Origin of the sequence: Planococcus notacanthi, from assembly GCF_030407825.1 — a bacterium.
GTDB classification, from domain to species: domain Bacteria; phylum Bacillota; class Bacilli; order Bacillales_A; family Planococcaceae; genus Planococcus; species Planococcus notacanthi.
The window spans coordinates 31,099-45,110 of the sequence record NZ_JASDCQ010000003.1 but is presented as its reverse complement, the minus strand read 5'-3'; the positions used below and the strand labels follow the sequence as shown (position 1 = coordinate 45,110).

16 protein-coding genes and 1 riboswitch are annotated in these 14,012 nt (G+C 45.1%); of the genes, 2 read left to right on the top strand and 14 right to left on the bottom strand.

The annotated features are described in order from the left end of the window. Positions 1-5: 5 nt before the first annotated feature. From QMA01_RS11415 to flgB, 12 genes are all read right to left on the bottom strand, one after another. The gene (locus tag QMA01_RS11415; RefSeq protein ID WP_191715587.1) at positions 6-221 is read right to left on the bottom strand and encodes a flagellar FlbD family protein; all 216 of its coding nucleotides are present in this window, start codon (positions 219-221) and stop codon (positions 6-8) included. Between the two features lie 48 nt (positions 222-269). Then, the gene (locus QMA01_RS11410) at positions 270-1,049 is read right to left on the bottom strand and encodes a flagellar hook-basal body complex protein (protein WP_290215033.1); all 780 of its coding nucleotides are present in this window, start codon (positions 1,047-1,049) and stop codon (positions 270-272) included. A 42-nt stretch (positions 1,050-1,091) separates the two neighbouring features. Further along, positions 1,092-1,553: a flagellar hook assembly protein FlgD gene (gene flgD / locus QMA01_RS11405; RefSeq protein WP_191715147.1), complete on the bottom strand. Its 462-nt coding sequence runs from the start codon at positions 1,551-1,553 to the stop codon at positions 1,092-1,094. Between the two features lie 16 nt (positions 1,554-1,569). Then, positions 1,570-2,919 (bottom strand): flagellar hook-length control protein FliK, encoded by a 1,350-nt coding sequence (locus QMA01_RS11400; RefSeq protein ID WP_290215032.1) that lies wholly within the window; start codon positions 2,917-2,919, stop codon positions 1,570-1,572. Positions 2,920-2,923: 4 nt separating this feature from the next. After that, positions 2,924-3,409, bottom strand: coding sequence for a flagellar export protein FliJ (gene fliJ / locus QMA01_RS11395; RefSeq protein WP_203340698.1), 486 nt, complete (start codon positions 3,407-3,409; stop codon positions 2,924-2,926). Next, positions 3,396-4,712: a flagellar protein export ATPase FliI gene (fliI, locus tag QMA01_RS11390; RefSeq protein ID WP_191715144.1), complete on the bottom strand. Its 1,317-nt coding sequence runs from the start codon at positions 4,710-4,712 to the stop codon at positions 3,396-3,398. The genes fliJ and fliI overlap by 14 nt, the downstream gene beginning before the upstream one ends. After that, a complete protein-coding gene (locus QMA01_RS11385) occupies positions 4,693-5,490 on the bottom strand; it encodes a FliH/SctL family protein (protein ID WP_290186414.1) in 798 nt (265 codons plus the stop codon). The genes fliI and QMA01_RS11385 overlap by 20 nt, the downstream gene beginning before the upstream one ends. Beyond that, positions 5,483-6,496, bottom strand: coding sequence for a flagellar motor switch protein FliG (gene fliG, locus QMA01_RS11380; protein WP_203340700.1), 1,014 nt, complete (start codon positions 6,494-6,496; stop codon positions 5,483-5,485). Before fliG ends, QMA01_RS11385 begins: the two co-directional genes overlap by 8 nt. Positions 6,497-6,507: 11 nt before the next feature. Continuing rightward, complete coding sequence (gene fliF / locus QMA01_RS11375; RefSeq protein ID WP_290215031.1) at positions 6,508-8,154, bottom strand: flagellar basal-body MS-ring/collar protein FliF; 1,647 nt, start codon at positions 8,152-8,154, stop codon at positions 6,508-6,510. Positions 8,155-8,179: 25 nt separating this feature from the next. Next, complete coding sequence (gene fliE / locus QMA01_RS11370; protein ID WP_290215030.1) at positions 8,180-8,476, bottom strand: flagellar hook-basal body complex protein FliE; 297 nt, start codon at positions 8,474-8,476, stop codon at positions 8,180-8,182. 342 nt (positions 8,477-8,818) lie between these two features. Beyond that, positions 8,819-9,274, bottom strand: a complete 456-nt coding sequence (gene flgC, locus QMA01_RS11365) for a flagellar basal body rod protein FlgC (RefSeq protein WP_203340702.1) — start codon at positions 9,272-9,274, stop codon at positions 8,819-8,821. Positions 9,275-9,279: 5 nt separating this feature from the next. Beyond that, a complete protein-coding gene (gene flgB / locus QMA01_RS11360) occupies positions 9,280-9,681 on the bottom strand; it encodes a flagellar basal body rod protein FlgB (RefSeq protein ID WP_290215029.1) in 402 nt (133 codons plus the stop codon). A gap of 81 nt (positions 9,682-9,762) precedes the next feature. Beyond that, positions 9,763-9,849, bottom strand: a riboswitch (cyclic di-GMP riboswitch). 221 nt (positions 9,850-10,070) lie between these two features. On the opposite strand from flgB, the gene QMA01_RS11355 reads away from it, so the two are divergent. Beyond that, complete coding sequence (locus QMA01_RS11355) at positions 10,071-10,907, top strand: flagellar hook-basal body protein (RefSeq protein WP_290215028.1); 837 nt, start codon at positions 10,071-10,073, stop codon at positions 10,905-10,907. A gap of 16 nt (positions 10,908-10,923) precedes the next feature. Continuing rightward, positions 10,924-11,763, top strand: a complete 840-nt coding sequence (locus QMA01_RS11350) for a flagellar hook-basal body protein (protein WP_290215027.1) — start codon at positions 10,924-10,926, stop codon at positions 11,761-11,763. Between the two features lie 53 nt (positions 11,764-11,816). On the opposite strand, the gene flgL is transcribed toward QMA01_RS11350, so the two are convergent. Together flgL and flgK are read right to left on the bottom strand one after the other, a co-directional pair. After that, on the bottom strand, positions 11,817-12,698 hold the full coding sequence (gene flgL, locus QMA01_RS11345; RefSeq protein ID WP_290215026.1) for a flagellar hook-associated protein FlgL: 882 nt from the start codon (positions 12,696-12,698) through the stop codon (positions 11,817-11,819). 17 nt (positions 12,699-12,715) lie between these two features. After that, complete coding sequence (flgK, locus tag QMA01_RS11340; RefSeq protein ID WP_290215025.1) at positions 12,716-13,987, bottom strand: flagellar hook-associated protein FlgK; 1,272 nt, start codon at positions 13,985-13,987, stop codon at positions 12,716-12,718. Positions 13,988-14,012 lie beyond the last annotated feature (25 nt).

Genomic DNA, 14,012 nt, shown 5'->3' with positions numbered 1-14,012 from the left:
CCCCCTCATTCGTCCAGGTTCGGCTCATGCAAACGAGGCAAAATGTTCAGTTTCCGGTAATACACCGTCACTTTATCCATAACTTCCTCAACGGTTTCCAACACATGGACTTTCTTGCCGGTCGTCAATGTCACCACCGTATCCGGTGTCGATTCCAGCCGTTCAATATAGATTGCATTCAATACGATCGCTGATCGGTTTAACCTGGTTAATTGAATCATATCGATTGCTGAGCAAAGCAAATCTTTGCTCAGCCTAAGCCTCCTCTATTAACGTTTCAAGTTGACGACTTCCTGCAGAATTTCATCTGAAGTAGTGATTGTTCGTGAGTTTGCTTGGAACCCTCGCTGTGCGATGATCATTTCCGTGAACTCTTCCGTTAAGTCAACGTTTGACATTTCTAACATACCGGAACCGATCTCCGATTTGGCATTTGTCGCTGTACCCAAATTCAAATTTTCACCTGCACTGGCCGTCATCTGATAAAGAGATCCTCCAAACTTACGAAGTCCTTCAGGGTTTGCAGGAGCTGCGATACCCACTGTTCCTCCTGGAATTTTTTCTTCGCTCCCATCACTTGCGAGTTTTCCAACAATCTCTCCTTCACGGTTAATCACAAATGAAGAATACTTATCAGCTGGAATATTAATAGGATTTCCCTGACTATTCAGAACGTTGTAGCCTTGTGGTGTCATCAATGCCCCGGAATCATTAACAATGAAATTCCCAGATCGCGTCAAATATTGCTCACCATTGTTTTCTACAACAAAGAATCCTTCTCCCATAATAGTCAAATCGGTGCCCACACCTGTGGACATCGATGAACCTGGTGTATGAACTACATTGATAGAAGAAATCGCTGAACCTAACCCTACTTGCATTGGATTATTGCCACTGTTAGACATATTTTGACTTAGTAAATCCTGAAAGTTAATCGTACTTTTCTTATAGCCGATTGTATTGACGTTGGAAATATTGTTCCCGATAACATCCAGTTTCGTTTGGAAATTTTTCATACCTGATACACCTGAGTACATTGAACGTAACATTTAATTTTCCCCTTTCAAGAACTGCATTTGATCCAAAATGGATTACACAGTTTCTTGTTCATTTGTGCTTGCTGATTGTTTCTCGATTCGTTGAATGGACTCGATCGGCACTTTTATATCGGATCCTTCAAGTTCAGCAATCAATTCGCCATTCTTGCTGGACAAGGCTTTGACGATTCCTTCGCCTGAATCCGTTTCTGTTTCCCATTTAACTGAAGTCCCAATTAAGTGTGCGTAATCCGCCAGGGAAGAAGCTCCCTGGTTGCTGACAAATTGCGTCATTGTTTTATTTAAATTCGTCAGTTGCTCTAAACTGGTGAACTGCGCCATTTGCCCAATAAATTCTGTATCCTTCAATGGCTCCATTGGGTCTTGATGCTGCATTTGCGTCACCAGGATTTTAAGAAAGGCATCTTGCCCCAACGAATTTTTAGGGTCTGTTTTGCTTGCTGTATCAGCAGCCGGAGTGTTAGTCGTTCCTGCCGTTGCATTTGTAACGTTCATCTAAACACCCTTTCTTCTATACGGTGTAATCCACTTTCATCAAACCCTCACCTAACGATTGCCTGCGTTCAGCAACGACATTGTCGTCTTCTTTCAAATAACCATTTTTGCTGTTTCCAGAAGAACCTTGGCCTTGCTGAGGCTGTGTAAACCGTTGGTTGTTTTGGGAGTGCTGTTGGTTGAATGGCTGCTGCGAACTTTGCTGCAGCACTTCAATTTTCTCCACCGCCACCCCTTGCTGAACCAGCGAAGCCCGCAATTGATTCAGCTGAAGTTCAATGGCTTCTTTCGCCATTGGGGTGCTCGCCAGTATTTGTGCGGCCAGCTTGCCATTTGTTGACGTCAGCAAGATTTCCAGATGGCCTAGATGCTCAGGGAAAATATTAACGCGCATCTTCATGCCTTCCTGGCTTTCCACCAAACGCATGGAGCTTTTCAACATGCCGCCCAAGTCTTCCAAAAGGTTGGCTAACCGGACAAAAGGAGTCGGGGGATTGGTTTCCGTCCGGACCACAGCACCTGCAGTCTTTCCAGATTCAACAGCCGCAGTCGGTTGAACAGCCGGCTCTTGAGGCGCTTTGTTTTCGGCCGGCACTTTCGTTTGAAGTTCGTCAGTGGGTTGTTGCTTGATGGCCGGCTGTACTTCCTTCGCTTCGTTTTTCTGCGGAATCTGCTGGATGTCAACAGGCTTTGTTGACACATCCTCTACCGGTTTGGTGATTTCATTTGAATACTTCAAAGCCTCTCTGACAGGTTTCATTCCTTCAATCGGTGGCAACACTGCTAATTCTTGTCCATCTATCTTAGATTGCTGAACCGACATTAGCTGCTGTTGCTTTTCGAGAATCGAAATCACATTATCGAGTTGGGTTGAAATTTTTTCTAAGGTATTGGCATTTATCGCATTCTTTTTTCCATCTGCCCCCGTAAAGACAACCGAGCCTGCGAATTCTGTAGTAAATTCGGCGGAGAGAATCTGCAGGTTCTGCTGGATTTTTTCAAGCAACCCAATCAGCTTTCCCGTGCCATCAGTTATAGGTTCACTAGTTTCACCCGACTTGCTGGTTGAAGGGATGCGAATCTCTCCATTTTCAATTTGAAGATTCGCCAACTGATAGACAGCGTATTGAAAATCCTGCGCTTCGGGCAGTTGTTTGCCAGTCGGCAGTTCCTGTAACAATGCCAGCAGGCTTTCCAGACTTTCCAACAACTCTTTTTCAGGTGCCTGTTCTTCTGCCGGAAGTTCCGCTTCTCCACTTAACGATTCCAGCAGAGAAGCAAACATTGCTTGATCTTGAGCCGTTGCAACGATTGGTTTTGCAGGTAGAGTAACCGTTTGGGGAACCGCTATTTTTATGGCTTCCATCCGATTAACTTCCTTCCGCTAAGCTATTCGCTTTGGATAAGCGATAAAAGCGCGTACTGGCCATTTCATCAAAAAAGCTTTGCTCAGCCGCTTTGCTTTCTTCCTGAAAATGATTCAGTTTCTGCTGTTTCAGGTTTTCCCAGGTTTTTTCTTCCTGCGCTTTCTTTTGCAATAAACCTTGAGACGCCGAAACGTTTTTTTGTAAATATTCAAGCTCTCTTTTGGAGGAAAGCGATTGGTCTTGAAGCTGATGGATGTATTCTTCCAGCATTCTCAGTTCCGATATATTGACGCCGCTTTGTTGCTTGGCATTTTTCAATTGTTCTATATCATTGATTTTATTTTCAATGGCTCTGTTGCGTTGATGTCCTACTTCATGCTGTTTAATGGCTTCAGCCATTTGGAGCTGCGCAACGCCTTTTTCATTTTCTTTTAAGTCCAATATCTTTTGAAATCGAAAGTTGAATCCTGTCAGTTTAAACGCCTCCAAATTGTGCTGTTAACCGTTCTACACTTTGTTCCAGCTTGGCTTTTTCGTAAATGTCCTGCTGCAGATACTCTTTAATCAGCGGATGCGACCGGATGGCATCATCGATCTCTTTATTGGCGCCGCTTTTGTAAGCACCGATGTTGATGAGGTCTTCCGATGTTTCATAAGCCGCCAAAAGCCGCTTGAATTCCCGCGCGGCCAGCTGATGTTCCGCCGATACGACTTCATGCATAACCCGGCTGACGCTGGCCATGACATTGATCGCTGGGAATTGGCCTTTTTGGGCAATTTTTCGGTCCAACACAATATGGCCATCCAAAATTCCGCGCACCGCATCGGCAATCGGTTCATTCATATCGTCGCCATCCACTAAAACCGTGTAGAAAGCGGTGATGGAGCCTTTGCTTGAAGTGCCTGATCGTTCCAGTAATTTAGGCAGCAGTGCAAAGACACTCGGCGTATAGCCTTTACTGGTCGGCGGTTCACCCACCGCCAACCCGACTTCACGCTGGGCCATGGCGAAACGGGTAACCGAATCCATCATCAGCATGACGTTTTTTCCTTGGTCACGGAAATACTCCGCAATCGCTGTTGCGGTCAATGCAGCTTTAATGCGCTGCATCGGGGTCTGGTCGGAAGTCGCTGCGACGACCACCGATTTCTTCAATCCTTCTGGACCGAGATCCCGTTCAATGAAATCACGGACTTCCCGGCCACGTTCACCGACCAACGCAATCACGTTGATATCGGCTTCTGTATTGCGGGCGATCATGCCCATCAACGTACTTTTTCCGACACCGCTTCCCGCAAAAACGCCAACCCGCTGGCCTTGTCCGACTGTCAGCAAGCCGTCGATTGCACGGACGCCGACTTCCAGCGATTTGTCGATCCGCGGACGTTTCAAAGGATTCGGCGGAGCGTTGTTGGTCGAATACTTTTTCAGGCCACGCGGCAACAAACTCTCATCTAACGGCATACCTGTTCCATCGAGGACTTTCCCTAGAATGGACGGACCCACTTTGATTTGAAGCGGTCCTCCGGTCGCAACCACCAGGCATCCCGGACCGACCTGCGAAAGATCCTGCAAAGGCATCAACATGATCCGGTTTTCTTTAAAGCCGACAACTTCCGCCTCAATGGGCGGTTCATTGCGATTCGGGTATAGGAGACAAAGCTCACCGATTTTTGCATTCGGCCCTCTTGATTCAATCGTCAAACCAATGACCTGGATCACTTTCCCATGCTTTTTGATCGGTTCAATGTCATTCATCAATTCTAAATATTCATCTGCCCACAGATTCATCGTTTGTTTTCTCCTCACAGTAAGAAAGCAATTGGTTCTTGATTTCTTCCAGCTGATTATCGACCATCGCGTCATAAGAACCGCTTGCTGTATGAATTCTGCAGCCCCCTGACGTCAGGCTGGCAACCGGAATCAGCTTCAATTCCGAATCCGCTTTAACATAGGTCTTGAGCTCTTCCAAAAAGGGAATAATCAACGGGTAATCTTCAGGAGAAACCTGCATTGTCACGTCTTCCGATTCTTCCACCTGCTTTAATGCCTGTTGAATAATGTGCAGCACTTGTTGTTCATCTTGGTGTAATTCGTTGTGAATCACTTTTTCTGCAATCTTGACACTTAACGACAATAAAAACGGTTCTGCCTGTTGAATGATGTTCACTTTTTCTTCATAAGCAATTTCCAATAAACGGTTCATCTCCGAGCGCTTTTCAACACTGTCCTGTTCTGCTTGTTGGAGACCTTGCGTAAATCCAGCTTGAAACCCTTGTTGTTCAGCTTCCTGCTCCAGCTTTTCAGCTTGTTGTCGGGCTTCCAGCTGTTTGACTTGCCACCATTCACTGATTTCCTGTTGAGCATTTTGCTGCTCTTCTGAAATCTGGATCCGCAATTGCTCACGGCGTGTTTCCAAATCCATGATTTCCTGCAATAATTGTTGCCGCTGTTCCCTCGGATCCGTTTCGGAATCATTGAACACAGTTTTTTTCATTTCAATCTTTCGGGTATGGATGATTTTCTTTTCACTTGATGATGTCTGAGAAAGGCGAATGATATTAGACAATCATTTCATCCCCTTCTCCACGGGAAACGCTAATTTCTCCTTTTTCTTCAAGGTTTCGAATCAACCCGACAATATTTGTTTGTGCGTTTTCTACATCTTTCAGTTTCACAGGGCCCATCACGTCAATTTCCTCACGGATGGCTTCCGCTCTGCGAGTCGACATATTGCTGTAAATGCTGTCTTTGACTTCTTCACTCGCTACTTTCAGAGCGAACATCAAATCAGCATCGCTCACTTCACGGACAATCCGTTGTACCGAACGAATTTCAAGATTGACAATATCTTCAAAGACAAACATCCGCTTCTTAATTTCGGCTACTAATTCTGGACTGCCGTTTTCAAGGTTCGTCAAAATGGATTTTTCTGTTCCTCGGTCAACATTGCTCAATACACGGACAATGGTTTCGACTCCGCCGGTAGCAGTATAATCATGTGTTCCTGTGGCAGTCAGCTTACGTTCCAAAATCTGTTCCACTTGATGGATGACATCAGGTGATGTGCTTTCCATCAACGCAACTCTTCTTGCCACTTCCGCTTGTTTTTCAGCAGGAAGCTGAGACAAAATCTGTGAAGATTGCTTGGGATCCAAATACGACAGCACCAACGCAATCGTTTGAGCCTGCTCGTGCTGCAAAACATTTAAAATCTGGTTGGGATCGGCTTTTCGAGCGAAACTGAATGGCTTTACTTGCAGCCTGTTCGAGAGGCGGTTGATGGTATCTATCGCTTTTTCTTTCCCCAATGCCTGTTCCAAAATGTTGCGGGCATAGCTTAATCCGCCTTCATTCATATAGTCCTGAGCTAAAATCATTTCATAGAATTCATTGATGACGTCTTCCGTCTGGCTTTTTTTCAATTGGCGAACGTTGGAAATCTCCATAGTCAATTGATCGATTTCCGGTTCTGTCAACTGCTTGAATATTTCAATGGAGACATCCGGCCCTAAGCCGACCAACAAAATGGCTACTTTTTGTACCCCTGTGAACTCTCTCATGCGTCTAACCATTTGCCACTCTCCTAGTCATCTGCCATCCATGACCGCAACAATTTAGCAAAGTCTTCAGGTCGTCCTTTGGCAAGCTTTTCAATAGTTTTTCGTTTTGGATTTGCTTTGGCACTGAACTCGGACAAGTCCATTTCTTCTTCTTCTGCTTCCAGATTTACTTGATTGGACTTGGCTAATGCCTGTTCAAATCCTCCAAAATCATAGTCTTCTTCAAATAGTTCTTCTTTTTTCTTTCTGCGAAGCAAGATGACCGCAATAATGATGATGATCAGCAACACCACGGCTGCACCAATAACGAGCAGCAGATTATTCGGTATGCCTGACAGGAACGTGGTTTCCGGTTCTTCTTCTTCAACTGCCGGACGGCCCTGGAATTCTGTTGCAAACACCGAAATCTTGTCTTCCAGTTCCGCTTCCGTTACTGGGAATTCATTCATGCTCAATGAAGTACTCACTGCATTTTTCAGCAAGTTGCTGATGTCGGTGATGTTTTCCTGCGATAAACTCGCTGGATTTTCTGGCACTGGCGGTTCCACACCGACGTTGATTGTAATGTCATCGATGACGTACGGGCTCATTTCAATTTGGCGATTGATGCGGTTGACTTCACTGTTGATGCGTTCTTCTGTCCGTTCGGATTCGCTGTTTCCAGCTGCATCTCCAGCCGGATAATTCGCGACTTCGGTGTCTCCGGTTCCCGCTGCATCTTCTGCCACAGTACCTTCACTCGAAAAAGTTTCCACAATCCGTTCCACACTGATATCAAGGCCTTCGTTGTTTTCAATATCGACGGGTTCAACCAATTGTTCTTCCCGTTTTTCTTTGGTGAAATCAATGTTCGTCATCACGGAAACGACGACTTTATCCTGCCCCAAAAGCAAGCCGAGCATTTGCTGCAGCTCACGCTGAATGTCCTGCTCGATCCCTTTTTGGATTTCGCGGTGCTGCTGATAAGCTGTCAAATTTGTATCCGCTTGGCTCGCATCCTTCACTTCAAACACTTGCCCATTCTGATCCATGATGACAATCTGCTCAGGCGGCAAACTTGGCACCGATTTGCTAATCAAATGATACAGGCCATTCACCTGTTTTTGGTCCAATTGGAATGTCGGATCGCCTTTGACGACGATGGACGCTGTAGATGTCTGTTCTTCATCGGTAATCCAGACGTTTTCTTTCGGCAGCGTGATCATGACATTCGCTTCCGTCACACCATCAATCTGTTGGATCAAATACGCCAACTCGTTCTGCATCGCGTCACGCTCGACCACATCAAAATGGCGGTCGGTCATGCCGAGGCCCATGTTTTCGCTGAATATGCCGTAATTGACATTGCCGTTTTTCGGAATGCCCTCTGCAGCCAAACTGACTTTCAAGTTCGCTAAATGTTCTTTAGGCACACTGATGGTCGTGCCATCGGCTGATACTTCCACCGGAATGGTCTGTGCCTCAATTGCTGCTTTGATTTCTCCTGCTTCTGCCGCTGTTAAATTCGAGTACAATACCGAAAAATCGGAGCGGTTGCTGAGAAAAACGAAGACAATCAAAATTAACAAAGTGATTAAAAATGAGCCAATGACAGACCATTTTGTTACAGGAGAAAAACTGGCCCATGATTCACTCAACTTCGATTTATATGCCGAAAACTTTTCTTTCATCTAGTCATCATCCCGCCAGTTCGTATCATACTTGCATTCTCATAACTTCTTGGTAAGCTTCGACAACCTTGTTTCTCACTTGCATGGTCATCTGCAGCGATAAGCTGGCTTTTTGCGAAGCGATCATGACTTCGTGTATATCCTGTACTTCTCCTGTCACCAATTGATTGGTCAATTTATCTGATTCATTTTGTGCTTTGCTTACCTCTTTTAACGCATCTTTGAATATTTCTCCAAACCCTTCAACTTTGTTTTCAGGTTTTACTTTATCCAGCAATTGATTTTGAATGAAAGGCGTCTGAACTTGGCTAATTTTTTCCATGGTGCCTCCTTAATGTTCTCTATATTTTAAGATGAAGAATTTATCTTTTTTACACCGCTTCGGCCGCTTTGGGCATAGCTCCCGCAAGAAGCCAGGCAAAGAACGCCTGTCTTCTCGCTTCGCTTAGCCCCTGGACGCGTCGGCGCTAAGAAACTTATTAACTTAGAAGCCACATTAAATTTTTCACTGTTTCTATATAAGATCTGGAGCAAAACAGCGGAGACTCCCGCGGGATAGCGAGACAGCCGAGACCCTGCAGGAGCGCAGCGACGAAGCGGCTTGGCGCTCGCCCGCAGGAAAGCGGAGTTGTTTTGCAGAATATCAAAAGTGAAAGTAACTGATTTACTTACCAATCTCCAATGCTTTCATGAACATGCTTTTGGAAGCGTTCATGGCGGTGACGTTTGCTTCATATGAACGGGTTGCAGACATCAGGTCGACCATTTCTTTCAGTGGATCGACATTGGATGACCGCACATAACCATCTTCTCCCGCATCCGGATGTTCCGGATCATAGTTCATGGTGAAAGGTGTCTGGTCTTCTCTGATTTCCGATGCTTTCACACCTGATACCGCGGTATTCCCTCTATTGATCACTGACTGGAGTTGGTTGGCAAAAGGCGATGTTCCACTTTGCGACAACTCGACCGTTTTCCGGCGGTAAGGCATCCATTCCCCATCGACCAGCTCAGCGCGATTGGTGTTCGCGTTTGCGATATTGGCAGAGACAACGTCCATGCGCAACCGGTTCGCCGTCAGCCCTGAAGCACTGATGTTAAATCCATTAAATAAACTCATCTTTTTTATCTCCCTCCATTAATGACGGAGCTGAGACTGTTAAGCTTGCCGTTGACCCGCTCGGTTACCGCGTTGTACCATAACTGGTTTTTTGCCAGCTCGGCCATTTCGACATCCATGTCGACATTATTGCCATTATTGTTGTATTGAGTGGAATTATTTGCAGTAATTTCTGTCTTGGTTTTGGAAACTTCATTACTGAATGAAAGATGTCGATCATTTGTTTTATAACTTGTTAAACTTTGCTTATTCATTGCAGTATCCAAGGCCGCTTGAAAATCGACTTTTTTGCTTTTGTAGTTGGCTGTATCCACATTGGCGATGTTTGCCGAGTGAACCCGCTGCCGTAAAGTTGAAGCCGATAAAGCTTGTTCCATTGCTTCCAGTGATTTAGGGAATATATTCATCAATAAACTCCTTTTTTTAACATTTATTTAGTATATAAAAATCCACCTTTAAAAAAGGTGGATTTCTTTCAAATCTACCATTTTGATAACCCGGCTGCCCTGTACATTGTGTATTTAGGCCCGTGGCTTTGCGTCTTTATCTTTCGAATAAGTTTGCCATTGTCACAATGATTTCAAGTATTTGATTTTCAAACTCGTTATTTCGTACTATTTTCAAAAAATAATAGCAAAGTGATAGTATCATGTTTCAACATTTTTGTATATTTTTATTTAATAAAAAAAATTATCATATTTTTTCCATTTTAATAGAAAAGTCTCTATTTTTATCGACTTTTTAATGGTATGCTACGCGAGAAATACTAACTGTTGTTCAAAAAGGAGAAAAGACCATGTTTCGTGGATTATATACTGCTACATCAGGGATGATGGCGAATAATAGGCAACAACAAATATTGACAAATAACCTATCCAATGCCAATACTCCTGGATTTAAAGAAGACCAAACGGTTCTCCGCGCTTTTCCTGATCAATTGATTAAAGCGATGGAATCCGGTAAAAAAGGTACAATAGACTCACAAAATATCGGGACTTTAACTACAGGAGTATATGCTCAAGAAGGAATTCCTTCTTTTTTGCAAGGTCCGTTAAAAGAAACCGGAAATTCGACAGATTTTGCGCTTTTGGATGAACTTCTTCCTGCAAATCCAGAAACTCAACAAAAAGGTGCGCTGGTTTTTGCAGCAACATCTGAGAACGGTGAAGTACGTTACACAAAAAATGGAACCTTTGCTGTAAATCCTGAAGGCACATTAACGACTAGCGAAGGATTCCCGGTATTAGGCGAAAACCTGCAGCCGATTCAAGTCGGGTCCACTGACTTTACTGTAGCCGATAACGGCCAAGTCGTTTTGGCTGACGGTACACAAGTGGGGCGTCTATGGATTGGCCATACTGAAAATCCCGATCAACTTGTAAAAGAAGGCCAGAATTTATTGCGCTGGCAAGGAGATGCAGATCAAGCTCCTCAAAATGTTGAGGATGTTGCTCTTCTTAACAATACAGAGTCCTTCGTCAAACAAGGATTTATTGAACAGTCGAATGTCGATCTGACTCGAACGATGACAGATATGATGACGACTTACCGAGGATTCGAATCCAATCAGAAAGTGATTCAGGCATATGACCGAAGCATGGAAAAAGCCGTCAATGAAATAGGACGCGTGTAAGGAGGAAATTATCAAGTTGAATATCCAAATGAACACAGCCAGCAATACAATGAGTGAGCTGCAAAAGAAAATCGATTTGATCGGCAACAACATTGCCAACGTCAACACCAATGGCTATAAGCGCCAGGAAGCCAGTTTTTCAGATGCCCTCGTGCAATCCATTGAAAAACAAGTCGGCCAGCAAAATGAAGTCGGACGAAATACACCTTATGGGTTGCGTATCGGTGCAGGTGCGATTCTTTCACAAACAGCTGTGCGCAACGAACAAGGTTCTGTCCGGCAAACTGATCGGCCGCTTGATTTCATGATCCAAGGAGAAAACGCTTATTTCCGGGTTTCTTCTGAAGACGGAGTAGCTTATACAAAAGATGGCTCTTTCCAAGTCCAACCGGTGTTAAATTCAAATCAAGTAAGTTTGGTCACTGCCAACGGAGAAGCTGTTCTTGGGGCCAACAACCAGCCAATTGTTTTTGATGCCGATTACAAAACCCTTCAGTTGAATGGAAATGGTGCTTTGGAAATTTCCTATAACGATCCCAAACAACCGGTAGAAATCCAAATGGGCATCGCCCAAGTAAACCGGACGAATTCACTTGAAAAAATAGGCGGCAATCTTTACCGCTTGCCGGGCACCGAAGCTGAGCAAATCGCCAACGGCAATTTGCAGCTGATCAACTTGGCCCAACAAAATGACGGTTCCATCCGTATTAAGCAAGGATCGCTTGAAGCATCCAATGTGGAACTCAGCGATGAAATGACAGAATTGATTGCAACGCAGCGATTGTTCCAATCACAAGGAAGAGCCATTTCCTACGCGGATGATATGATGGGCTTGGTCAATTCGATTAAAGGATAAGGCAAAAAGAGCAGGCACCCCGCGGGGTGCCTGCTCTTTTTATCGTTTTTAAGTTATCTTAGAAAGTCCATCAAGCTCGGTTGAATTATTTTTGAAGAAGCAGCAAGGCTCGCCTGATAGACACTTTCTTCGCTGGTCAACTTAATGATGGCTTCAGCATAGTCGATATCTTCAACATTTGACAGCATCGTTTTCAATTGCAGGTTGCTGTCGAGCATCCGATTTTCTACGGCTTCCAGACGATTTTGGCGGGCGCCGTTTTCAGCAGCCGCTGTCAACAGCCGCTCCATTCCTTTATCGATCTTCTCCAAATCAATGGAAGTTCCAGCCTCTAAAGAAGCCTTCATGCTTTCCAATGTTTTAAAGAGATTATTGCCGTCTGTTGCTGTTCCAAACAAATCATCTGGCAAGAAACTTGATTGGATGCTGATGCCTTCTCCAATGTTAACCATTTTTGCGGCCAGTCCGTCACTGTCGAAAGTAAAGTTTCCTTTTTCAGGGAAAGGAATTTCACTTGTTTTCTGTCCGTTGAACAACGACTTTCCGTTGACTTTGGCATTCGCCAAATGGCGCATCTGCTCGGTCAATTCTTCCACTTCTTTAGAAATCACTGTACGGTCATGTTCGGATAAAGTGCCGTTATTACCTTGTACAGCGAGCTCGCGAACCCGTTGCACAATATCCACCATGGAACCGATATTCTGGTCGGTTTCATCCATCCACAAATTCGCTTCGCTGCTATTGCGTTCAAATTGTGCATTGGCAGCAAGTGAACTTTTCAAGTTCATTGCCTGGCTGACTCCATTTGGATCATCCGATGGCCGGTGAAGCAATTTTCCTGTCGACACCTGATTATTGATTTTTTCAAAGCGGCTCAAGTTCTGATTCATGTTGCGAATTGAATTTTGGTTGAGCATCTGCTGTGTCACTCTCATTTTGCTTCCCCCTCTGCTTAACGGGCGGCCATACGGTTGATGATGGTATCCAGCATCTGATCTGTCATTGATACTAACCGTGCTGCCGCATTGTACGAATGCTGATATTTGATCAAATTGGCCATTTCCTCATCAAGGGAAACGCCGGTCACGGACTGCCTGCGGTTTTCTGTCGCTTGAAGGGCTGCACCGTGATTGCTTACGGAATTGACCGCCGCCTGGCTTTGCGCACCAAGCTGGCTGACCAGTTTGCGGAAATCGCTTTGCGCCGCTTCGGATGTTTTTTCTGTTACAGCCGGTTGCTTTAAAGGATCAGCTGCGTAATTGACTTTCAACTCCGAGAGCTTGAATTCTGCCGCATTGCCGATGAATAAAGCCTGATCCTTACCGCCTGCTGCGGACATGCTGTTGGCTGACGCAAAATCAGCAACCACGTTGTTCAGGTCTGTTTGGTAGTTTTTCGCGATGGCCATCGACTCGCTTAGACCTGCTAGTTTACCGCCATATATTTCGTTTTCCCCAGCACCGGTTTTGTAGTCGATTTCAGAAACTTCTTCACCATTGACCAGTGACTGATTGTTGGAAGAAAGGCTGATGGAATAGCTGCCGTTCGATTTTTCATCCAATTTGATGGACATCAAAGTCGAAAGTTCTTCCACCAGCGCATCCCGTTTGTCCTTTAAGTCATTTGACTGGTTGCCGTCGCGGACGATGCTTTTATTTAAATCTGCTATCTGTTTTAAATAGGCATTTGCTTCTTCAACAGTCTGCTGCGACTGCTGCACCAGTTCACTGTTCAAATTGTCCATCGACTTGTTCATCGACTGGGCCACTTCGATAAAGCCTTGCGCACGTTCTTTCACTACTGCCTGTGCCGACAGGCTGTCCGGCTCATTGGCCAAATCCTGCCACGCATTTTTCAGGCCGTCCATCGCGTTATTCAAACCGCTTTCGCTCGGTTCGTTGACGATGGTTTCCAAACGGTCCAATGTCGTCTGCTTTGCCTGCCACTGGCCAAGAGTTTCTGAATGATCCCGGGATTGCTGATCCAAAAAACGGTCTCTTACACGGGTGATCGAATCGAGGTTGACGCCGGTTCCAAGTTGGCCAGTATTCGCACCTTGGCTGGTCCAAACGTCCAAAGATGGCGAAGCGCTTGAATTCACCTGCTGGCGTGAGTAGCCTTTCGTATTGACGTTGGCGATGTTTTGGCCAGTCGTCGAAATGCTTGCCTGCCCAACGGACAATCCGCGTTTCCCTAATTCCAAACCGTGAAATGATGAAACCATTGTTTTCCCTGCTTTCCTGCAACCT

Bases quoted from the DNA above. Each gene is read 5' to 3' on its own strand.
- QMA01_RS11410 (WP_290215033.1), bottom strand. From the start codon at position 1,049: ATGTTACGTTCAATGTACTCAGGTGTATCAGGTATGAAAAATTTCCAA.
- fliG (WP_203340700.1), bottom strand. From the start codon at position 6,496: ATGGTTAGACGCATGAGAGAGTTCACAGGGGTACAAAAAGTAGCCATT.
- flgK (WP_290215025.1), bottom strand. From the start codon at position 13,987: ATGGTTTCATCATTTCACGGTTTGGAATTAGGGAAACGCGGATTGTCC.
- flgD (WP_191715147.1), bottom strand. From the start codon at position 1,553: ATGAACGTTACAAATGCAACGGCAGGAACGACTAACACTCCGGCTGCT.
- flgC (WP_203340702.1), bottom strand. From the start codon at position 9,274: ATGAGTTTATTTAATGGATTTAACATCAGTGCTTCAGGGCTGACGGCG.
- QMA01_RS11400 (WP_290215032.1), bottom strand. From the start codon at position 2,919: ATGGAAGCCATAAAAATAGCGGTTCCCCAAACGGTTACTCTACCTGCA.
- fliE (WP_290215030.1), bottom strand. From the start codon at position 8,476: ATGGAAAAAATTAGCCAAGTTCAGACGCCTTTCATTCAAAATCAATTG.
- fliI (WP_191715144.1), bottom strand. From the start codon at position 4,712: ATGAATCTGTGGGCAGATGAATATTTAGAATTGATGAATGACATTGAA.
- flgL (WP_290215026.1), bottom strand. From the start codon at position 12,698: ATGAGAGTGACACAGCAGATGCTCAACCAAAATTCAATTCGCAACATG.
- QMA01_RS11355 (WP_290215028.1), top strand. From the start codon at position 10,071: ATGTTTCGTGGATTATATACTGCTACATCAGGGATGATGGCGAATAAT.
- QMA01_RS11415 (WP_191715587.1), bottom strand. From the start codon at position 221: ATGATTCAATTAACCAGGTTAAACCGATCAGCGATCGTATTGAATGCA.
- flgB (WP_290215029.1), bottom strand. From the start codon at position 9,681: ATGAATATATTCCCTAAATCACTGGAAGCAATGGAACAAGCTTTATCG.
- fliF (WP_290215031.1), bottom strand. From the start codon at position 8,154: ATGAAAGAAAAGTTTTCGGCATATAAATCGAAGTTGAGTGAATCATGG.